The 20,087-nt window shown below is 71.8% G+C and carries 19 protein-coding genes; 5 read left to right on the forward strand and 14 right to left on the reverse strand.

Going from position 1 to position 20,087, the window contains the following annotated elements:
* Window positions 1-402 precede the first annotated feature (402 nt).
* Both FS769_RS16700 and rpsA read right to left on the reverse strand, forming a co-directional pair.
* Window positions 403-576, reverse strand: a complete 174-nt coding sequence (locus tag FS769_RS16700) for a hypothetical protein (RefSeq protein WP_186325360.1) — start codon at window positions 574-576, stop codon at window positions 403-405.
* Between the two features lie 104 nt (window positions 577-680).
* Window positions 681-2,135 (reverse strand): 30S ribosomal protein S1, encoded by a 1,455-nt coding sequence (rpsA, locus tag FS769_RS00005; RefSeq protein ID WP_056227982.1) that lies wholly within the window; start codon window positions 2,133-2,135, stop codon window positions 681-683.
* Window positions 2,136-2,596: 461 nt separating this feature from the next.
* Here rpsA and FS769_RS00010 point away from each other — a divergent pair, with 461 nt between their 5' ends.
* On the forward strand, window positions 2,597-3,631 hold the full coding sequence (locus FS769_RS00010; RefSeq protein ID WP_186325361.1) for a lytic transglycosylase domain-containing protein: 1,035 nt from the start codon (window positions 2,597-2,599) through the stop codon (window positions 3,629-3,631).
* Between the two features lie 4 nt (window positions 3,632-3,635).
* Here FS769_RS00010 and FS769_RS00015 read toward each other — a convergent pair whose 3' ends face one another.
* Window positions 3,636-6,632, reverse strand: coding sequence for a DEAD/DEAH box helicase family protein (locus tag FS769_RS00015; RefSeq protein WP_144827728.1), 2,997 nt, complete (start codon window positions 6,630-6,632; stop codon window positions 3,636-3,638).
* Window positions 6,633-6,692: 60 nt separating this feature from the next.
* Between FS769_RS00015 and FS769_RS00020 the strand changes: the two genes are divergently transcribed.
* Window positions 6,693-7,814, forward strand: coding sequence for a hypothetical protein (locus tag FS769_RS00020; RefSeq protein WP_144827731.1), 1,122 nt, complete (start codon window positions 6,693-6,695; stop codon window positions 7,812-7,814).
* 49 nt (window positions 7,815-7,863) lie between these two features.
* On the opposite strand, the gene FS769_RS00025 is transcribed toward FS769_RS00020, so the two are convergent.
* The 9 genes from FS769_RS00025 to FS769_RS00065 form a co-directional block, all read right to left on the reverse strand.
* Window positions 7,864-9,561, reverse strand: a complete 1,698-nt coding sequence (locus FS769_RS00025) for an AarF/ABC1/UbiB kinase family protein (RefSeq protein WP_144827734.1) — start codon at window positions 9,559-9,561, stop codon at window positions 7,864-7,866.
* 52 nt (window positions 9,562-9,613) lie between these two features.
* Window positions 9,614-10,192 carry a PadR family transcriptional regulator gene (locus FS769_RS00030; protein WP_144827737.1) on the reverse strand — a complete coding sequence of 193 codons (579 nt, stop codon included), beginning with the start codon at window positions 10,190-10,192 and terminating at the stop codon, window positions 9,614-9,616.
* A gap of 174 nt (window positions 10,193-10,366) precedes the next feature.
* Window positions 10,367-11,356, reverse strand: a complete 990-nt coding sequence (locus FS769_RS00035) for a phospholipase (protein WP_260979647.1) — start codon at window positions 11,354-11,356, stop codon at window positions 10,367-10,369.
* A 309-nt stretch (window positions 11,357-11,665) separates the two neighbouring features.
* Entirely contained in the window at window positions 11,666-13,366 is a 1,701-nt protein-coding gene (pgi, locus tag FS769_RS00040; protein ID WP_144827740.1) for a glucose-6-phosphate isomerase, read from the reverse strand.
* A 42-nt stretch (window positions 13,367-13,408) separates the two neighbouring features.
* The gene (locus tag FS769_RS00045; RefSeq protein WP_144827743.1) at window positions 13,409-14,110 is read right to left on the reverse strand and encodes a CoA pyrophosphatase; all 702 of its coding nucleotides are present in this window, start codon (window positions 14,108-14,110) and stop codon (window positions 13,409-13,411) included.
* A gap of 9 nt (window positions 14,111-14,119) precedes the next feature.
* Window positions 14,120-14,623: a Sec-independent protein translocase TatB gene (locus FS769_RS00050; protein ID WP_186325362.1), complete on the reverse strand. Its 504-nt coding sequence runs from the start codon at window positions 14,621-14,623 to the stop codon at window positions 14,120-14,122.
* Entirely contained in the window at window positions 14,611-15,420 is an 810-nt protein-coding gene (gene tatC / locus FS769_RS00055) for a twin-arginine translocase subunit TatC (RefSeq protein WP_260979648.1), read from the reverse strand. Before tatC ends, FS769_RS00050 begins: the two co-directional genes overlap by 13 nt.
* Entirely contained in the window at window positions 15,417-15,650 is a 234-nt protein-coding gene (tatA, locus tag FS769_RS00060; RefSeq protein ID WP_144827746.1) for a twin-arginine translocase TatA/TatE family subunit, read from the reverse strand. The genes tatC and tatA overlap by 4 nt, the downstream gene beginning before the upstream one ends.
* A 26-nt stretch (window positions 15,651-15,676) precedes the next feature.
* The gene (locus FS769_RS00065) at window positions 15,677-16,657 is read right to left on the reverse strand and encodes a 3,4-dioxygenase subunit beta (protein ID WP_144827749.1); all 981 of its coding nucleotides are present in this window, start codon (window positions 16,655-16,657) and stop codon (window positions 15,677-15,679) included.
* A gap of 186 nt (window positions 16,658-16,843) precedes the next feature.
* Between FS769_RS00065 and FS769_RS00070 the strand changes: the two genes are divergently transcribed.
* The 3 genes from FS769_RS00070 to FS769_RS00080 are packed head-to-tail and all read left to right on the forward strand — an operon-like array spanning window position 16,844 to window position 18,773.
* Window positions 16,844-17,134, forward strand: a complete 291-nt coding sequence (locus FS769_RS00070) for a hypothetical protein (protein WP_260979649.1) — start codon at window positions 16,844-16,846, stop codon at window positions 17,132-17,134.
* Window positions 17,131-17,808: a response regulator transcription factor gene (locus FS769_RS00075; RefSeq protein ID WP_144827755.1), complete on the forward strand. Its 678-nt coding sequence runs from the start codon at window positions 17,131-17,133 to the stop codon at window positions 17,806-17,808. Before FS769_RS00070 ends, FS769_RS00075 begins: the two co-directional genes overlap by 4 nt.
* A complete protein-coding gene (locus FS769_RS00080; RefSeq protein ID WP_144827758.1) occupies window positions 17,805-18,773 on the forward strand; it encodes a HAMP domain-containing sensor histidine kinase in 969 nt (322 codons plus the stop codon). Before FS769_RS00075 ends, FS769_RS00080 begins: the two co-directional genes overlap by 4 nt.
* A 10-nt stretch (window positions 18,774-18,783) precedes the next feature.
* On the opposite strand, the gene FS769_RS00085 is transcribed toward FS769_RS00080, so the two are convergent.
* Both FS769_RS00085 and FS769_RS00090 read right to left on the reverse strand, forming a co-directional pair.
* Window positions 18,784-19,569 (reverse strand): FAD:protein FMN transferase, encoded by a 786-nt coding sequence (locus FS769_RS00085; protein WP_144827761.1) that lies wholly within the window; start codon window positions 19,567-19,569, stop codon window positions 18,784-18,786.
* Complete coding sequence (locus tag FS769_RS00090; RefSeq protein ID WP_144827764.1) at window positions 19,566-20,078, reverse strand: FMN-binding protein; 513 nt, start codon at window positions 20,076-20,078, stop codon at window positions 19,566-19,568. The genes FS769_RS00085 and FS769_RS00090 overlap by 4 nt, the downstream gene beginning before the upstream one ends.
* Window positions 20,079-20,087: the final 9 nt, after the last annotated feature.

The following is a 20,087-nucleotide window of genomic DNA, read 5'->3' on the forward strand; positions in this document are numbered from 1 at the left end:
AGTGCACGCTGTTGAGTTCTCAAGGAACGGACGCACCCACAGGAAACAGTCTTCCGACCTACCCGTGAGGCAGTTCACTACCTTCACCGGCCACTCAGCACTCGATTCCGCAGTGGGACCTCACGGAGAGATCAACCTCGGGAACCGGTCGAATGGCCAGAACCAAAACCTTACACCATTCGGTGGGGTTCTGGGTGGTTCACCGCGTGAGAGGGAGCGTGGCCTTCCGGCCTTCCCGCTCTCCCCTGTGGGGCGAACAAGTAATAAGTTACGCGCGAGGCGGCGACCCGTCGAATCCGGGCGCCTCCCGGGCGTGTCGGGGGCGTGGAACCGCGGAATCCTGCGGAAACGACGAAGGGCTCGAGCGACGGTGTCGTCGCCCGAGCCCTTCCGCGTCGCCGGTCAGGCGGCGAGGTGCACCGGCGCCACCGCGGACGCCGCCTCGGAGAAGCCGCCGTAGAACTCGATGCCCCCGAAGAACATCGCGCCGATCACGAGGGCGAAGACGAACAGGATCGAGAGGAACAGCACGGCGACGCCGGCGAGGGTGATGAGAAGCGGAAGTCGAGAGGCCATGACTCCATCTTGCCCTGCTCCCCCACCTCGCGCGGGGGATTGCGCCCGGAAACGACCGAAGGCCGGCACCTCCGAAGAGGTACCGGCCTTCGATACGGGACGGATCAGCGGCCGGAGAGCTTCTCGCGAAGCGCAGCCAGCGACTCGTCGTCGGCGAGGGTGCCCTGGGCGGGCGTCTCCGACGAGAACGATCCACCGAACGAACCGGCGTCCGTCGGGTTGGCGGCCTCGGCCTCGAGGGCCTTGGCGACGGCAGCCTTGTGGGCTTCCCAGCGACCCTGAGCAGCGGCGTACTCCTGCTCCCAGGCCTCGCGCTGAGTGTCGAAGCCCTCGAGCCACGCACCCGACTCGGGGTCGAAGCCCTCGGGGTACTTGTACTCGCCACGCTCGTCGTACTCGGTCGCCATGCCGTAGAGGGCCGGGTCGAACTCGGTGCCGTTGGGGTCGACCGACTCGTTGGCCTGCTTGAGCGACAGCGAGATGCGGCGACGCTCGAGGTCGATGTCGATGATCTTGACGAAGACCTCTTCGCCGACCGACACGACCTGCTCGGCGAGCTCGACGTGCTTGCCCGACAGCTCGGAGATGTGCACGAGGCCCTCGATGCCGTCGGCCACGCGGACGAACGCACCGAAGGGAACGAGCTTGGTGACCTTGCCCGGCGCGATCTGACCGATCGCGTGGGTACGGGCGAACACCTGCCACGGGTCTTCCTGCGTCGCCTTGAGCGAGAGCGACACGCGCTCGCGATCGAGGTCGACCTCGAGGATCTCGACGGTGACCTCCTGGCCCACCTCGACGACCTCGGAGGCGTGCTCGATGTGCTTCCAGGAGAGCTCGGAGACGTGGACGAGACCGTCGACGCCACCCAGGTCGACGAACGCACCGAAGTTGACGATCGACGAGACCGTGCCCTTGCGGACCTGGCCCTTGTGGAGGTTGTTGAGGAACGTGGTGCGCGACTCGGACTGCGTCTGCTCGAGCAGGGCGCGGCGCGACAGCACGACGTTGTTGCGGTTCTTGTCGAGCTCGAGGATCTTGGCCTCGATCTCCTGGCCGAGGTACGGCGTGAGGTCGCGGACGCGGCGCAGCTCGATGAGCGACGCCGGGAGGAAGCCGCGGAGGCCGATGTCGACGATGAGACCACCCTTGACGACCTCGATCACGGAACCGGTGACAACACCGTCGTTCTCCTTGATCTTCTCGACGTCGCCCCACGCACGCTCGTACTGCGCGCGCTTCTTGGACAGGATGAGGCGGCCTTCCTTGTCCTCCTTCTGGAGAACGAGGGCCTCGACGTGGTCGCCGACGTTGACGACCTCGTTGGGGTCGACGTCGTGCTTGATCGAGAGCTCGCGGGAGGGGATGACACCCTCGGTCTTGTAGCCGACGTCGAGGAGGACCTCGTCGCGGTCGATCTTCACGACGGTGCCCTCGATGAGGTCTCCGTCGTTGAAGAACTTGAGCGTCTTCTCGACCGCGGCCAGGAAGTCTTCGGCCGAGCCGATGTCGTTGATCGCGACCTGCTTGGTAGCCGGGGCGGTCGTTGCGGTAGTCATGTAGTGGGTTGTCCTAGTTGGGTGTGGTGTCGGGCTCCGACTCCTGTGCCAGTGGTCCGGCGGACCATGGCCTTCGGGCATTCGGCCGCCCATGGGCGAACGAATACCGCGAGTCGAAGCGAAGCGGATTTGTTCGTGCGATGCCACGGGCTCACTCGGGAAACGAGCAGAGCCATACGTGTGACACCTCAGTTTAGCGCACCGACCGTCCGCCCCGCTCCGTGGGCCGGCGTGACCGGCTCTGCGAGTCGCCTGAGTCGGCGCACGCGGGGCGAACGGCATCCGGAGGCCGGGAAACGGCGTGATCGATTCGCCCCGGATCGGCACTTTTCTCGGGCCGATCGAGAGCGTTACGCCCAGGTGGCATCCAGACTGCCGTGCCAGGCTCCCGATTTCGTACCCGCCGTGCGCGGGCCGGACGGTGACACCCGCACCGTCCTCCCTCACGTGAAACCGGTTCTATGCGCTCTGATTCGACGCCCCCTACCAATCGTCGCGCCCGTCGCCTGGCCACCCGTCGCACCCGTCGTCGTCCTGTGACGGCCATGGGCGCCCTCGTGGTCGGAGTCGTCGCGGCAGCGGCCCTCACCGGCACCGTCCCGGCGGCGACGGCCTCCCCCGCCGACCTGTCGACCGCCACCTTCTCGCTCGCCTCGGCGACCACCCCCGTCGCCCTCGCGGCCTCCGCCGGACCCGAGATCTCCGAAGCGCGCGCGGCCACCGCCGCCGCCTCGACCTCTCTCGGCGCCGCCACGCAGGTGCAGGGCGACATCGCGGCATCCGGTCTCGACATCGGCCAGCCCGCCACCGTCGACACCACGGCCCTCGAGGCCGCGACTGACCGTCTCGAGAAGGCGTACGTGCTGCCCGAGACCTTCCTGCCCGCGCTCACTGAGAACGTCACCGCCGCCTCGGCGACGGTCGATCAGCGCGTGTCGGAGCTGCGCGGCGGCCTCGACGCCGCCGTCGCCAAGAAGGCCGAAGAGGAAGCCGCCGCCGAGAAGGCGCGCCAGGAGGCCGAAGCGGCCGCTGCCGCAGCCGCCGCGGAGAAGGCCGCCGCCGAGCAGCAGGCCGCCAAGAGATCCAGCAGCTCCAACAGCGGAAGCAGCAGCAGCAGCAACAAGAGCAGTGGGGGCGGCGGCACGTCGTCGGCTCCCCCGGCCTCGAGCGGCGGCGGATCGGGTGACAACAGCCCCGCCGGTGCCCAGGCGACCGCCCGCGGCATGCTCGCCGGGTGGGGATGGGGCGACGACCAGTTCAGCTGCCTCGTCTCGCTCTGGAACAAGGAGTCGGGCTGGAACTACAAGGCCTACAACGCCGGCAGCGGCGCCACGGGCATTCCGCAGGCCCTTCCCGGCAGCAAGATGGCGTCGGCCGGCGCCGACTGGCAGACCAACGCCGCCACGCAGATCGCCTGGGGCTTCGGCTACATCTCGGGCCGCTACGGCACCCCCTGCGCCGCGTGGGGCCACTCGCAGTCGGTCGGCTGGTACTGACCCGTCAGTCCCAGCGCATCACGGAGCGCGCCGCCTCGGAGAATCCTCCGGAGCGGCGCGCTTCGCTCATGAGGGCGAGGTGTTCGACTCCTGAGACCTCGCGGAGGGCTGCGGGACCGACCTGCGTCCGCCACAGCGCGGCGAAGCGCACGGCGTCGTCGCGTCGACGACCGATCTCGGCGGGGACGGCCACGAAGGTGCGGGCACGACCGCGCCCGGCCCGGCCCAGCACCGCGCGCACCAGGAACGGCCCTGCGCCGCGATCGATCTCGAGGACGAACCGCGGGGAGCGGATCGGCGCGGTGAGCTCCTCGAGCGCTGCGGCCAGCGTGCGCTGAGCCGGCACCGGCGCGCTCGGCACGCGGATCCGGGCTCGCACGCGAGCGCCCTCGAGCGGCTCGGTCTCGACGATCGGGCGATCTGGCACCGGGGCGACCCGGCCGGCGGCGACGAGGGCGTCCCACACCACGCCCGCGATGCGGCGGAGCGTCTCGGGGGCGTCGTTCACCTGACGACGCGTGCGGACCCAGGCGCGGCCGAACGGGACGGCGGCGACAGCCCCGCACAGCGCGACGAGCGCGGCGACGGGCGAGCCCACCGGGTGCGGCAGGAGCACCGCCGCCCCCAGCCCCAGCACGACCAGCGCAACCGCGGCGCCCAGGCTCGACCCGAGCGCCCGCGCGGCGACGACCGAGGTCGAGAACGCCGGGGCCCCGCGCGGACGTTCGATGACGGATGCTGCTTCTTCGCGGTCGACGTAGGGCGTGCCGACGCGCCACTCGGCACGCGTCTGCGCCCGCGGCGGCACGGCGTCGAGACCGGAGAGGGGCGCGTGCGAAGCGCCGGCGGTCTTCTCGCGCACCGCGTCGAGAGCCCGCCGGCGCTCCGCCCCCAGCGCCGCGCCGATTCCGCGGACCACCTCGGTGGGTCTGTCGACGTCGAGCCCCCAGAGGCGAGCGTGCTTGCGGGTCAGGCGAGCGGCATCCGGCTGCGCCTGCAACGACGACGAGGGAGGCAGCATCGCGGTGATCGTCCAGTTGTGCGCGACCTTCTCGGGCCACGCGGGGTCGAGGCGAAGGGTGCGCCCGCGCAGCTGCTGCGTCGCCGACGCCGTGGCCACCGCCGTCAGGTCGATCAGCGTGTTGACCGCGGGGCAGTCCCACCCCTCGCCGAAGAGGCCCCGCGTGCCGACGACGACATCAACGGCTCCCGAGGCGAGCAGTCGCGCCGCCGCGCGGACGATGCCCGCCCCTGCGATCCCCCGCACCTCGAGGGCGGCGGGGTCGTCGTCGCAGGGCGCTGTGGTCGCCTCGACCCCCAGCTCGGCGGAGAGGACCGGCAGGAGGACATCGGCGTCGACGGCCGCGATGCGCACCGTCGACGAGGTGACCAGCACGACTCGCAGGCCCTGGGTCGCGGCATCCGTGATCACGACCGAGAACGTGCGCACGGCGCCCGCGCTGCCGAGCAGACCCCCGTGCGTGTTGCCGTGGGTGACGAAGTCGGTCACGACGAGGGCCCGCAGACGCGTGCCCAGCTCGGCGCGCTCGCGGGCGAGCACGTCGCAGGCTCCGCGGTCCTTCGCGAGCGACGACGACAGCACCGTGTCGATCGCGTCGCGGGACCGGCGCACTCCCCGGTCGGTCAAGGCGTATCCGAAGTCGGCGAGCAGGCGCTTCAGCCGCTGCCAATCGGGTTCGCGCGAGGGGTCGGGCAGTACGTGTTCGAGGGCGTAGCGCCCGATCAGACGCACCGTCTCGTCGGTCGAGGGGGCGCGTCGCGCGACGGCGGGCATCCGCGCGACCACCGGATGGCCGGGCGCGGTGAGCGCGAGCATCGCGGCGGCGGCCTCGGCGCCCGCGAAATCGGCCGCGAACGCCAGGGCGAGGCGGCGGTCGATCGCGGCGGCTTCGGCATCGCTGTCGTCCGGGGCGGCTGCGGGCGGAGGCGCGAGCGGGCCGGAGGGCGTCTCCGCGGCGGTGTGCGCAGGCGTACCCGCCGACGGGGGATCGAGGGGCGCCGCGGGCGCCTCGGGGGGCTGCAGGGCGCGGAGCAGGAAGTCGCGGCCCTCGCCGACCGAGAAGGTCGTGTGCAGGGCCACCTGCAGCGCTTCGGCGTGGGCACCGAGGAACGCCTGCTCCTCGGCGGTGGGGGCGACGACGTGCACGAGATCGCGGTACGGCGCGAGGTCGCCCTCGCGCACCACCGCCGGGACCGGGACCTCCAGGTCGACGTCTCCGAGCAGCGAGACGTAGTTGTCGTACTCGTCGGCGTCGTCGGGCGAAGGAAGCGTCGCGGTCAGACCGATCACGAGCGGGGCGCGCCCCGCCGCGCGGAGCCGCGCGAGCAGGGCGGCCACCACGAGCGCCCAGTGGTCGAGCAGGTGATGGCACTCGTCGAGGATCACCGTTTCGACCCCGACGTCGACGAGCCGATCGATCAGCTCACGGGCGTGCGGGTGCAGCGACGCCATGAGCGCCTCGGCGTCGTGTCGCGCGAGCGAGCGCCGTAGGGCACGGGAGCGGGACCGGATGCCGCGCCGGTGCGCGGGCGGGTTGCTCGACGCGAGCGCGTCGAGCCAGCGCTCGGCCTCGCCGGGCGTGCGCGCGTCGGCCTCCAGTTCGTCGAGCCAGCGCCGCCGGGCGAGACCGGCGAACGGGTCGGCGGAGTCGACGACGCTGATCGCCTGGTAGGTCAGCGCGGTGAGGACGGCCGGGGTCTCGGGGTCGTCGGAGACGGCGGCGGAGTCGGGCGCGAGCCCCCGGGCGGCCGAAACCCACTGCGCGCGGATCGCCGTGGTCGGGGCGAACACCACCGCGCGTCCGCCCCGGCGCATCGCCAGTAGCAGACCGAGCAGGGTCTTACCCGCCCCGGGCGGGGCGACGAGGTGCAGAGGCTCGCCGGCATCGACGTCGACGCGGTCGAGGGCATCGGCCTGGTACGCGCGGAGCGTCCCGTCGAACCGCCACGCCGACAGGGGACGCTGCGGATCGGTCGACACCGCGCCAGTCTAGGGAGGCGCTGCGCCGCGACACGGCGCAGGCCCGGAGAGGACGTGCACGTGGACCTGAGGTGGCTCGACGCCCCTGCCGACGAGGTGGCCGCCGCCCTGGCATCCGCCGCTCCCCGCCCCCGACCGGACTGGGTGCCCACGGGGCGCCAGGTGCTGCTGCACGTGAACAACACCGTGCTGCTGTGGGCGCTGTTCGTGGTCTTCTTCTCGATCGGGGTCGCGGTCGACGGTTACGGCGACGGGACCGTGGGCCCCCGCGAGGCCACCGCGTTCTGGTGGGCCGTCGGCGTCTTCGTCGTATGGTTCACCCTCACCGTCGCGCTCTGGCGCTGGTCTCTGCAGCCCCTCGCGACCCGCGCGCGGCTGCGGCAGGGGCGACGCGAGCTCACCGCGCTCGTCAACGGCTTCCGCCCCGAGGCGAGCGGACACGCGACCTTCGCCTCGCTGGTGACCGACCACAGCGTCGGTGTGCGGGAGTATCCGCGGTTCGTCGCGGCCGGCGCCGAGTTCGGGACCGTGCGGGCGCGGGCTCCGCGGGCGCGCCCGTGGCAGTACCTCCTCGTGCGGCTCGCCTCGCCGCTCCCCCACCTCGTGCTGGACTCCCGCCGCAACGACGGCTGGGGCGCGGGCCTTCCGGCCGCGGTCGCCCGTCATCAGCAACTCTCGCTCGAGGGCGACTTCGACCGGTCGTTCCGCACCTTCGCCCCCGACGGGTATGGCCCCGACGCGCTCTACGTGCTCACTCCCGACGTCATGGGCGCCCTCGTCGATCACGCGGCGGACTTCGACGTCGAGATGCGCGACGACACCGTTGTCTTCTTCCGGCAGCTCGACGCGGACTACACCCGCGCAGCCGACTGGGAGCGGGTGGATGCCGCGCTGACGCACGTCGTTCCGCGTCTCGCCGCGATCTCGCGCCGCTACGTCGACGAGCACGTGCCCGGGCAAGGGGCGGTGGAGATCTCCGCCGCCGCGCGCGAGGTCGCGACCTGGCGACCGCCGTCGCCACTGATCGGCCGCGACGGCAGACGCCTCGACGCCCGAACGCCCCAGACGGGACGGCTCCCGGTCATCGCGAAGATCACGTGGATCGTCGTGCGCACGGGGCTCTACGTCGTGCCGGGGGTCTTCGCGTTCGCCGGCTTCATGTCGATCGTCGACGGGCGCTGAGCCCGGCGGCATCCGGAACCGTCTTCACCCCCGCCGGCGCTGCCCCGGGTCAGAGGCCGTTGCGGCGAGCGACCCACCCCGCGAGCAGCGCGTGCGAGAGCGGCGCGATCGACACGATCATGAGGATCGTGCCCAGCACCGCCTGCTCGGCCTGCAGCAGCACGCCGCCGATGAGCAGGCCCGTGAACAGCACCGACGAGACGACCCGGCGCACCATGCGCTCGAGATCGCGCATGCGGCGCTCGATGCGCGGCGTCTGCACCGAGACCGAGCCGTCTTCGAAACGCGAGATGAGGTTGTCGGCGCGGCGCGGCAGGCGCGCGGTCACGGCGGCCACCGCTCCGACCTCGCGCACGAAGGCCTGGGCGGTGTTGCCGCTCTCTTCGCGGATGAGGCGCTGGGCGTAGGGCTCGACGGCGTCCCAGATGTTGAAGGCGGGGTCGAGCGCGCTGCACATGCCGCTGGTGAGCGACATCGCACGCACGATCAGCAGGAAGTTCTCGGGCAACTGGAACGGCAGCGATCGCACGACGTCGCCGAACTCGATCGCGAACGCGCGGAACTCGCGGGGATCGACCTCTTGCAGCTCGGCGAAGCCCATTCCGCCGAAGCGGGAGAACAGGCCCGTCATCGCGCGCTCCAGCTGCACGGTGTCGGCCGAGGGCAGCAGCACGCCGACATCGCGGATGCCGTCGACCAGACCCTTTCCGTCGCGCGAGGCCGCCGCGATGAGCACGCGGCGCAGCCCCCGGCGCAGGCTCGGCGGGACTTCGCCCATCATGCCGAAGTCGATGAAGGTGAAGCGCCAGGCCGGGGTGCCGGCGTCGGTCGTGCCCTCGAGGGGCGTGACGAAGACGTTTCCGGGGTGCGGGTCGGCGTGGAAGAAGCCGTCGTCGAACAGCTGGTCGAACATCACCCGCGCGAAGCGGGCGGCGACCTCGGAGGGGTCGATGCCGGCGGCGCGGAGGGCGTCGACGTCGTTGATCTTGATCGCGGTGACGTCTTGGAGGGTCAGCACACGACGGGTGGTGCGCTCCCACACGACCTCGGGCACGGCCACGCCGTCGGGTCCGCCGAAGTCGGCGGCGAAGCGCTCGGAGTTGGCCGCCTCGTGCAGATAGTCGATCTCTTCGAGGCTCGTGATCGCGAACTCCTCGACGAGCGAGGGCATGTCGACTCGGTCACGGACGAGGGCGACCTTGCTGAGCCACACCCCGACCTTGCGGAGGGCGCGAAGATCGACGTCGACGATCCGGTCGATGCCCGGCCGCTGGATCTTCAGCACGACAGCGCTCAACCCGGTCTCGGCCGCCAGGTCGTCGGTCAGCACGGCGCGGTGCGCCTGGCCCAGCGACGCCGCCGCGAGGGGCCGCTCGTCGACGCTCGCGAACGCACGCTCCAGCGGCATCCCGAGCTCTGCTTCGGCACGGGCGCGCATCTGCACGAACGGAACCGCGGGTACCTCGTCTTGCAGGCCCTCGAGCTGTTTCGTGATCGAGGGCGGCAGCACGTCGAGGCGCGACGACATGAATTGCCCGACCTTGATCATGAGACCGCCGAGGTCGACCGCGAGCACGTGGAAGCGCTGCGCGATGCGCTCGAGACGCCGGGTGCGGCCCCGGGCGGAGATCCACCCGAGGCCGAACCGCGGCAGGAACAGCTCGTACCACCACGCCTGCACGAGGTAGCGTGCGGCAAAACGCGTGATGCGGCGGTAACGGGCCTTCATGAGGGCGTCGTCGGTCATCGAATCTCCTGGATGCCGACGTGCGCCCCGCACGCGTCGAACGCGGTGAACCTCACCCCTGGGCGAGGATGGAGTAGAGCTTACGGCGCGCCTCTTCGAGGATCTCGACCGCTTGCGCGATCTGCTCCTTGTCGCCCGTGCGGCCGACCTGCGCCGCCGCCTGAGCCAGCTCGATACCGGCCTTGGGCAGCGCGGTCATGCGACCGCCGTCGCGGGATCCGGCCGACTCCCACGGCGCGGTGCGCTCGGTGGTCTCGTCGCCGGCCGCGGCGCGACCCTCGGCGGTGAGCGAGTAGGTCTTGCGACCGTTCGACTCCTCGGCCTGCACGAGACCCTCGTCGGTCAGCAGCTGCAGCGTGGGGTACACCGAGCCGGGGCTCGGCTTCCACGAGCCGCCGCTGCGGTCTTCGATCTCGCGGATGATCTGGTAGCCGTGCATCGGCTGCTCGAGCAGCAGCGAGAGCACGGCCGAACGCACGTCGCCCTTGTTCATGCGGGGCGTCGTCGAGGCCTTCTGCTCGAACTGCGTGCGCAGCTGTTCGAGACCCTCGAGGATGTTGGACATCGGCCAGCCGGGGGTGTTGTTGCCGCCGCGTCCGCCGAACGCGTCTCCCAGGAATGAACCACTCATGACGACCTCCTTCGCGCGGACCCGACCTGAGTCAGCGATACATAACGATATATCGCTGAACGCCCCTCGAGGCTGGGAATCGGCCCGCGATCGCTCGACGTCGAGGCACCGCCGAAACGAGCGCTGCGCTCCCCCGACGACGGGGAAGCGCAGCGTTCGTGCAGAGAAAAGGACTCAGTACCAGTTCATCGCCTGCGAGTGGCTCCAGGCACTGCAGGGAGCCCCGTAGGCGCGATCGATGTAGTCGAGACCCCACTGGATCTGCGTGGCGGCGTTGGTCTGCCAGTCGGCGCCGAAGGTCGCCATCTTGCTCCCGGGGAGCGACTGCGGGATGCCGGTGGCACCACCGTCATTGTTGTAGGCCTTGTAGTTCCAGCCCGACTCCTTGTTCCACAGCGACGACAAGCACGAGAACTGGTCGCTACCCCAGCCGTACTTCTGCGCCATGAACTGCTGGGCGTACGCCCGAGCACCGTCGGGGGTGTTGACGCGGGCGAGCGCGGCGGCGGCATCGGCCTTGGCCTGCGCTTCGGCGGCCGCGGCGGCCGCTGCCACGGCCTCCGCCTGACGCTGCGCCTCAGCCGCGGCATCCGCCGCCGCCTTCTCGGTCTTCGCCTGCTCGAGGCTGCCCTTGACCTCGGCGACACGGGCCGAGACGCGCTCGGCCTCGGTCTGCGCGTTCTGGCTGAGCGCGGGGACGAGCAGCACGGGCAGCATGTCGCGCGAGTCGAGGCGGGTGACCGCGTCTCGCAGGGCCGAGGTGTCGACCGTCGCGTCGCCGATCGAGAGCGGGAGGCCGGTCGCGGCGACGTCGGCCTGCACGGCCTCGGCATCCGACAACGTCGACTGCGCGTCGTCGAGAGCGGAGGTCGCGCCGGTCACGACGGCGTCGATCGTGGGGGCGTTCGCCACCGAGAGCGTCGCGGCCGGGGCGGGGAAGGTCGCGGCCGACGCGTCGGGCAACGACACCGGCGCGGCGAAGGCCAGACCCGTGGTGGCGACGAGGCCGAGGGCGAGACCCGCGCAGGTGGCGGCGGTGACGAGGGTGCGCCGGGCGCGGTTGACGTGAGTGATCTTGAGGTCGGAACGCAGCAAAAGTAATGGTCTTTCGTCGGGGGCACGCTCGTCGGGTTCGAGCGAGAGATGTGTCGTTCGGGTCGACACAAGTCCCCGAGTGTGGGGGCCGGTTCTGAGCGTTATCTCTTCGTTACCTGAAAGGCCCATGAAAGCGAGGCGCGTCGGGCGGGGTGCGCAGACACGCGGAAGACCGCGGAATCGGCATCCGTTCGCCCCCTGCGTTCACGGGCGAAGAAACAGCATCTGAGCTGGTCTTTCTCCGAGCCGACGACCCGCGCGGGGAACCTCCGGCCGACGCGGCACCCACGGGGCCGCGCGCCGCCGAAACGAAAGGGCCGATCCGGCGGAGAAAAATCCGCCGAATCGGCCCCGTGAGCCCCGGGGAGCCCCGATCTCTCAGCCGCGGTGGGCGCGGTAGTAGTCCAGCAGCGCGCGCGTCGAGGCATCCTGAGACGCCAGGGCGTCGGCGTCGCCCTCGATCGCGGGCGCGATCTGCAGGGCGAGCTGCTTGCCCAGCTCGACGCCCCACTGGTCGAAGGAGTTGATTCCCCAGATCGTGCCCTGCGTGAACACGATGTGCTCGTACAGCGCGATGAGCTGCCCCAGCACCGACGGGGTCAGCGACGGCGCGAAGATCGACGTCGTCGGGCGGTTGCCCGGGAACGTGCGCGCGGCGACGAGGGCTCCGGTCGTGCCCTCGGCCTCGACCTCTTCGGCCGTCTTGCCGAACGCGAGGGCCTTGGTCTGCGCGAGGAAGTTGGCCAGGAACAGCCCGTGCACATCGCGCCCGTCGTCGGCCAGCGGGTACGCGGGGTTGACGAAGGCGATGAAGTCGGCCGGGATCAGGCGCGTGCCCTGGTGGATGAGCTGGTAGAACGCGTGCTGACCGTTGGTGCCGGGCTCCCCCCAGAAGACCTCTCCGGTGTCGGTGGTGACGGGCGAGCCGTCCCACCGCACGGACTTGCCGTTCGACTCCATCGTGAGCTGCTGCAGGTACGCGGCGAAGCGGTGCAGTTGCTGGGCGTAGGGCAGCACGGCGTGCGACTGCGCGCCGAGGAAGTTCGTGTACCAGACGTTGAGGAGTCCCATCAGGACCGGCACGTTCTGTTCGAGCGGGGTGGATGCCACGTGCTCGTCGACCGTGTGGAACCCGGCCAGCAGCTCGCGGAAGACGTCGGGCCCGAGGGCGATCGCCAGCGACAGGCCGATGGCGGAGTCGACGGAGTAGCGCCCGCCCACCCAGTCCCAGAAACCGAACGCGTTGGTCGGGTCGATGCCGAACGCCTCGACCTTGTCGAGAGCGGTCGACACGGCGACGAAGTGGTGGGCCACGGCGTCGGTGCGGGCCTCGTCGGAGTCGGCGATCGCGCCCTTCTCGGCGAGCTGCGCCCACAGCCAGTCGCGCGCGAGGCGGGCGTTGGTCAGCGTCTCGAGGGTGGTGAACGTCTTCGACGCGACGATGAACAGCGTCGTCTCGGGGTCGAGGTCGGCGGTCTTCTGCGCGATGTCGGTGGGATCGATGTTCGACACGAACCGCGCGTGGATGCCGGCGTCGGCGTACGGGAGCAGAGCCTCGTAGACCATGACGGGGCCGAGGTCGCTGCCGCCGATGCCGATGTTGACGACGTGCGTGACCTTCTTGCCGGTGACGCCGCGCCACTCGCCCGAGCGCACACGGTCGGCGAAGGCGCTCAGCCGGTCGAGCACCTCGTGCACGTCGTGGTCGATCTGCTGACCGTCGACGACGAGTGCGGGCTCGGCGCCGGCCGGGCGGCGGAGGGCGGTGTGCAGCACGGCCCGGTCTTCGCTGGTGTTGAGGTGCACGCCGCGGAGCATGTCGGCGAAGCGCTCGCGCACGCCCGTCTCGTCGGCGAGCGCGAGGAGGGCCTCGAGCACCTCGGGGGTGACGAGGTTCTTCGACAGGTCGACGTGCAGGTCGCCCATCGTGCGGGTGAGGGTCGCGGCACGGTCGGCGTCGGCGGCGAACCAGCCGCGCAGGTCGGGCTCGAACCCGTCGCGCAGAGCGGTGAGGCGGGACCAGGCGGAGGTGGAGGTGGGGTCGATAGGCGCAGTCACAGACCCCACGCTAGCGAGCATCGGGCCGGCGCGCGGGCCGGATGACGAACACCGCGCGACGCGCTAGGCGCGCGCGGCCGACGGGGGCACCGGAAGGGCGATCTTGCGCGCGTCGTCCCACGGTTCGGTCCACCCGAGCCGGTCGAACAGGCCGTCGAGGAGCATCGCGGTGAAGCCCCAGACGGTCTGGGGTCCGCGCGGCGTCTCGAGCGAGAACGCGGGGCCGCGCCACTCGCGGCCGTCGCGGCGGATGACGGTGACCCCGCGCTGGTCGGGGTCGAGCAGGTCGGCGACGGGGGCGCGGAACACCTCGGCCGATTCGGCGGCGTCGACCGCGCGCACGGGCGTCGGGCGGGTCCACCACCCCAGCACCGGGGTCACCTCGTGACGGGAGAACGCCAGTGGGACGTTCTCGAGCGTCCCCAGCACGTCGACGCCGCTCGGGTCGAGCCCCGTCTCTTCTCGCGCTTCGCGCAGCGCCGCCGCCACGGCATCCGCGTCTTCGGGATCGAGCCGGCCACCGGGGAACGCGACCTGCCCGGGGTGGGCGCGCAGGGTGCTCGCTCGCGCGAGCAGGAGGACGTCGAGATCGCTCGGGACGGTGCTCGACGCCCGGCGGCTGGGCACCCCGTCGAGCACGCCGAAGAGGATGAGCACCGCCGCCGCCCGCGCCTCGCCCTCGACCGGCAGCGCCTGCAACGCCGGGGAGACGTCGCCGAGGCCGCGCGCGAGCAGGGCTTCGAGCTGGGCGCGGGGCGAGGACATGCCTCGAGGCTATGCCGTGACGCCGACCCGCGCGGTCGCTTCCCCGTCCGTGGCGGCCGGTGCATCGGAGGCGAGAGCGGCCGGCTCGGACGCGTCGGGCACCTCGATCCAGCGCGGGTGGGCGGAGCTTCCGACCCGCACGCGACGCATCGGGGCGCTCGGGGGCTCGGGCGTGACGGGACCGGCGGTGTCCGCGGCATCCGGAACCGACTGCTCGATCGGGACGGGGGCGGATGCCGTGTCGGCGGCGATCGCGATGGGCGGTGCCGCGAGGGCCTCGGCGATGATGCGACGCGGGTCGTACCGCCGGGGGTCGAGGGCGCGCCATTCGGTCACGTCGGCGGGGACCCCGAGCTCGGTCGCGGCGCGGTGCCGCGCGGCATCCACCGTTGCGCGAAGCCCTTTAAGGAGGGACGCGAGGCGCGCGACCACCGCGGGCAGGCGCTGCGGGCCGATGACCACCGCGGCGATGAGCCCCACGAGCAGGAGCTTCTCGAGAGTCAGGCCGAACATGAGGTCTCCTCCGACGCCGACGCCCGGGCGAGGGCGCGGTCGTGCAGGGCGGCGATCGCGAGCGCCGCGGCGTACAGAGCGGTCATCGGAACGGCGACGACGAACATCGACATCACATCGGCCGACGGCGTCGCGAGCGCGCTGAAGAGCACGATCGCCACGACCGCGTACCGCCAGCTGCGCGCGAGCGCGCGGGCCGAGACGATGCCCGCGAGATTCACCACCACCAGCACGACCGGCAGGACGAAGGCGAGGCCCGTCGCGATGACGATCTTCAGGGCGAAGTCGATGTAGGCGCCCGCGTCGAGGATCGTGGAGTCGTCGCTCGAGGCGAAGCCCGCCAGCACCGACACCATGTGCGGGAACAGCAGCAGTCCCGTCGCGCACCCGGCGGCGAACAGCGGAACCGCGGCCCCGACCGAGCCGAGGACGTACCGCCGCTCGCGCCGCGTGAGCCCCGGGAGCACGAACGCGAAGAGCTCGTACAGCCAGACCGGACTCGACAGGACGAATCCGGCGATCAGGGCCACGCGAAGGCGCAGGTCGAAGGCCCCGGTGACGCTGTCGAAGTTGAGGCTCGCGTTGCGCTCCGCCGCGATCTGCGCGATCGGGGCGCGGACCAGGTCCATCACCGGTTCGTACAGGAACCAGCCGGCGAGGGCGCAGACCGCGAGGGCGACCGCCGCCCGCACCGCCCGTCGCGTCGCCTCGTCGAGATGCGCCGCGACGGGCATGGCGGCCGACCGGGGAGCCTCGGCTCGAGGAGACGCGACGGTGGGAGCGGCGGCGGAGGTCACGGCGTGCTCGGGGGTGCGAGGACGGGTGCGGCGGACTCGGCCCGCGCCGGGGCCGGGGCCTGCGGGTCGGCTCCCGTCGCCTCGGCGCGGGAGTCACTCACCTCGGTCTTGAGGATGCGCACCGACTGACCGAGGCTGCGAGCGAGGGCGGGGAGCTTGGCGGCTCCGAAGATGAGGACGATGACCGCCAGCACGATCAGCGCGTGCCAGCCGGTGAGGTTCTGCAGCATGAGAGGGGTTCCTTTCGAGGGAGGGGTCAGCGCCCGCCGGGCGCACCGCCGGGCATCGCGCCCGCGGTCGGGGTGGTGGTGGTGTCGACGCGGACGCCGAGGGCGACCGTCCACCCGGTGGTGTTGTCGCCGGTGGCGGTGGCGAGCTCGAGGGCTCCCCCGTCGTCGCCGAAGACGTTGTCGCTCTCCAGCGACACCCGGGTGAGGTTGGATGCCGAGGACGGGTAGGCCGCGTCGGCGTAGACCACGTCGCAGGCGGCCTGCGGCAGGGCGACCTGCGAGGTGGCGATCGCGTTCGCGGCGTCGGTGATGGCATCCACATTCGGGTACACCTCGAAGTGGATGTGCGGCCACCGGCCGTCGTAGCAGCCGGGGAAGATCGAGGTGAACGACACGACGCCGTCGCTGCCGACCACCTGGACGCCGCGGAGGTAGCTCTCGTTCTCGATGCCCGAGGAGTACATCGAGTAGCGTCCCTGGTCGTCGCAGTGCCAGACGTAGACGGCGGCACCCGCGAAGGGCACGTCGCCGTTCGCGGAGTCGAAGATCGTGAGGTTCAGGGTCATCGGCACGCCCGTGGCCGTGGCTCCGCCGTCGAGGCTCGATCGGAGGTTGCTGCGGACGATGCCGGACTGCTCGAGGATGTCGGGGCCGTTCGAGCCGTCGCCCGGGTAGGGGCCGGCGGTCTCGTCGGGGATCTCGCCCGAGGGGAGGGCGGCGGCCGCGCTCGTCGCGATGGCGCTCGGGGTCGCGCTCGCCGTGGGCGTCGCGGTCGGGGTCGCCGTCGCGGCGGTCGTCGCGGCGCCGGAGGCCGACGGAGCGCACGCGGCCAGAGTGGCGGTGCCGGCGCCCAGCACGACGAGGCCCAGGATGCCGCGCCGCGAGACCAGCGTGCGGATGTCGAAGGGCGCGCCCTGGTCGACGACGGGTTCGTCGGCGCGGTCGAGCAGACGGCCTTCGTAGGCGGGGCCGTCGGGGGTCATCTGGGTGTCGGGGATTCTGCTCACGGTCTGCTCCATCGGTCGAGGCGGGTGTCGATGAAGCGACGATGACGCAGGGACCCTGCCCCCTCCCTCACCGAATCTATGGACCGGCTATGCGCGGCGGATCCGCCCGGGATCCACCGTCCCCGCCCCCGATGCACGTGTCAGGATGAACGAGGGAGGTACGCGATGCCCGGGACACTGCACGCCGTGACCCTCGTCGTGAACATGCCGATCACCAAGATCGACGCCCTCGACGCGATCGCCTTCGCCGCCGACGGGGGTGTCGACGGTGCGGGCACGATGAGCCCGCGCGTCTGGCTCGCCCCGCACGCGTGGGCCGAGGTCGAGATCCCCAAGTTCGCTGATCCCCCGCCGTTCGCGATCGACGTGTACTCCGACGTGTCGGGCGCGGTGGCGTGGGCGCAGGCCCGGCGCCTGTTCGACGCCCTCGAGCGCTTCGGCTGGAACGTGAGCCCGCCGCGCGCGGGCGTGCAGTGAGCGAGACCGCCGCGCCGCGGCCGCGTCTGCTCTACGTCGAGGACGACGCCGAGATCGCCGCGATGACGCTCGAGGTGCTCCGCGAGACCTACGACGTCGTGCACGAGGCCGACGGGCTGGCGGGTCGCGATCGGGCGCTGCGCGACAGCTTCGAGGTCATCCTGCTCGACCGCCGTCTTCCCGGCCGCGACGGCGCCGAGATCGTGCGCGACCTGCGCACCGCGCACATCACGACCCCCGTGCTGCTGCTCACGGCGCTGGGTGCCGTCGCCGACCGCGTCGAGGGACTGGATGCCGGCGCGAACGACTACCTGCTCAAGCCCTTCGACTTCGACGAGCTGCTCGCGCGGCTGCGGGCACTGCGGCGGGGGTTCCGTGCCGAGGGGCGTCGACGCGCGGTCGCCGACTGGACCTACCTCCCCGACACGGCCGTCGTCTATGGCCCCTCCGGCGAGCGCATCGCCCTCACCTCGACCGAGAACGCCGTGCTCGAACTGCTCACCCGCAGCCCCGACCACGTCTTCTCGCGCGAGGAGATCGCCCGCGGGGTGTTCTCGTCTCCGGATGCCGTGACCACCGTCGACACGTACGTGCACTACCTGCGCCGCAAGACGGCGACCGATCTGGTCGAGACCGTGCGCGGGCGCGGGTATCGGGCCGGGGCCGAGCGGTGAGCGCCGACGACGACCGGCGGGTCGTCCGCCGGGCCGCGCTACGGGTGGGCACGCTGGTCGCGGGCGCCTCGGCCGTCGCGATTGCCGTGGGGGTCGGCATCCTGATCTCGGTGCTCATCGCGCAGGCCCGCACCGAGGGCGGTGGTCGGCACGGCCCGGGCGGCGCCCCCGTGGGCGATCGGTTCGTGGTCGACCTCGACGACGTCCTGCCGTGGATCATCGGCCTGGGTCTGGTCGGGGTCGTGGTGCTCGGGCTGGTCGGCTGGGCCGCGGCCCGCTGGTCGGTGCGCCCGTTGGACGAGGCCCTGCGCCGCCAGCGCGCGTTCGTCTCGGATGCGAGCCACGAGCTGCGCACGCCCCTGACCGCCCTGACCAGTCGCATTCAGATCGTGCAGCGACGCCTGCACCGCGGCGAACCGGCCGACGACCCCCTCGATCAGTTGCGGCGCGATGCGCAGATCATGGACGACGTGCTGGCCGACATGCTGCTGACCGCCGAGGGCGAGGTACACACGGGAACCGCGCGGGTCGACGACAGCGTGCGGGCGGCGACGGCGGCGCTGGGGTCGCTCGCCGACGACGCGGGGGTGCACCTGCGCCCGGCCCGGCTGACGACCGCGACCGTCGCGGTGCCCGCGGTCACCGTCGTACGCATGTGCACCGCCCTGCTCGACAATGCCATCGGGCACACGCCCGCGGGCTCCACAGTCACGGTCACCGCCGACGCCGACGAGCGCGACGTCGTCATCCGCGTGGAGGACGGGGGAAGCGGCATCCGCGACGACGATCTGCCCCGCATCTTCGAACGCTTCGCACGCGGGGCGGAGTCGGGTCGGCGCCGGGGGTTCGGTCTCGGGCTGGCGCTCGTCCGCGAGGCGGCGACCCGCTACGGCGGCAGCATCGAGGTCGAGCGCACCTCTCCCACGGGCACGGTGTTCGCCCTGCGCCTCCCCCGCGCCCGCTGACCGCTCGGGCTCAGCCGACGAGCGCGTCGTGGAACGCCGACACCTCGACCCGGCCGGCGAAGCGGCGCGTGCGTCCGTGTTCCCAGACGATCCCGGATGCCAGGGGGGCCACCGGCATCCAGTCGAGGTCGTCGATCCCGGCGATGGCCGCCACCGTGGCCCAGGCGTCGGCGGTGGTGAGGTCGTCGGCGATGACCGTCGCGCTCACGGGACCCGCGAGGTGCACGCCCGTGCGCGGATCGACGAGGTGCGCGCCGCGCTCGGACGTGCCCGAGGTGGCCACGGCCCCGTCGACGACCTCGACCGTGGCCAGCAGCTCGCCCTCGTGGGTCGGGTGCGCGATGCCGATGCGCCACACGTGGTCGCTCGTCGCTGCCGTGCGCAAGCGCATGTCTCCCCCCACGTTGACGCCGACCGCCTCGATCTCGCCGTCGGCGAGCAGCTCGTCGAAAGCCCGGGTCGCGGCATCCGTCGACCATCCCTTCACGTACCCGGTCGGGTCGAACCAACCCCGCCAGTGCGCGTCGAAGCGGCCGCCGCTGCGCTCGCGCAGATCGCGGCACTGCGTGGCGACCTCGGCCACCCGCGGGTCGACGTCGCCGAGTTCGAGCCCCTCGTCGCGCAGCCGCGAGATGTCGGAGTCGTCGCGGTACGTCGAGAACACGCGCTCGTCATCGCGCAGGCGCGCCACGCACGCGGCGATCGCCCGCTCCACCCGGTCGGTGCGCTCGCCGATGACGGTGATCGAGGCGACCGTTCCCATCACGGGCTCGACGACCGTGAACGCCCCGGTCATGCGCGGGCCTGATCGAGGGCGGACTGCAGAGAGGTGCGGTACCCGGTGCTGGTGTAGGTGGCACCAGAGACCATGTCGACCTGGGCGCTCTGCGCCTGCACGGTCTCTTTCACCAGCACGGGCAGCGCGCGCGAGTTGATCTGCTGGTCGCGTCCGCTCTCGGAGGGGTACTGCGGCACCTGCACGTCGGCGATCGCGCCGCCCGACACGGTGATCTGCACCTGCACGGGACCGAAGCGGGTGTTCGCCGCCTGCCCGGTGTAGGTGCCGTCGGTGAGGCCGCTCGACGAGGTCTGCGCGCCCGAGGTCGAGCCGCTCGAGGTCGAACCGGAGGAGGCGGATGCCGAGGGGCTCGGCGTCGTCGCCGTGGTCTTCGGAACCGTGGCGACCCCCGACGAGGGGGCGTCGGCGAGCGCGCTCGTCGACTCGGGGACCGTCGAGGTGCGGTAGCTGAACAGCAGCACGAGGCCGGTGACGGTCGCCATGAGGGCGTAGACGATCTTCTTCATCGGAATCTC

It is taken from the genome of Microbacterium sp. BH-3-3-3 (assembly GCF_007679045.1).
Classification (GTDB): Bacteria; Actinomycetota; Actinomycetes; order Actinomycetales; family Microbacteriaceae; genus Microbacterium; species Microbacterium algihabitans.

Bases quoted from the DNA above. Each gene is read 5' to 3' on its own strand.
- FS769_RS00090 (WP_144827764.1), bottom strand. From the start codon at position 20,078: ATGAAGAAGATCGTCTACGCCCTCATGGCGACCGTCACCGGCCTCGTG.
- FS769_RS16700 (WP_186325360.1), bottom strand. From the start codon at position 576: ATGGCCTCTCGACTTCCGCTTCTCATCACCCTCGCCGGCGTCGCCGTG.
- FS769_RS00025 (WP_144827734.1), bottom strand. From the start codon at position 9,561: ATGACCGACGACGCCCTCATGAAGGCCCGTTACCGCCGCATCACGCGT.
- tatA (WP_144827746.1), bottom strand. From the start codon at position 15,650: ATGCTGCAGAACCTCACCGGCTGGCACGCGCTGATCGTGCTGGCGGTC.
- FS769_RS00050 (WP_186325362.1), bottom strand. From the start codon at position 14,623: ATGTTCGGCCTGACTCTCGAGAAGCTCCTGCTCGTGGGGCTCATCGCC.
- FS769_RS00010 (WP_186325361.1), top strand. From the start codon at position 2,597: ATGCGCTCTGATTCGACGCCCCCTACCAATCGTCGCGCCCGTCGCCTG.
- FS769_RS00085 (WP_144827761.1), bottom strand. From the start codon at position 19,569: ATGACCGGGGCGTTCACGGTCGTCGAGCCCGTGATGGGAACGGTCGCC.
- rpsA (WP_056227982.1), bottom strand. From the start codon at position 2,135: ATGACTACCGCAACGACCGCCCCGGCTACCAAGCAGGTCGCGATCAAC.
- FS769_RS00045 (WP_144827743.1), bottom strand. From the start codon at position 14,110: ATGTCCTCGCCCCGCGCCCAGCTCGAAGCCCTGCTCGCGCGCGGCCTC.
- FS769_RS00030 (WP_144827737.1), bottom strand. From the start codon at position 10,192: ATGAGTGGTTCATTCCTGGGAGACGCGTTCGGCGGACGCGGCGGCAAC.
- pgi (WP_144827740.1), bottom strand. From the start codon at position 13,366: ATGCTCGCTAGCGTGGGGTCTGTGACTGCGCCTATCGACCCCACCTCC.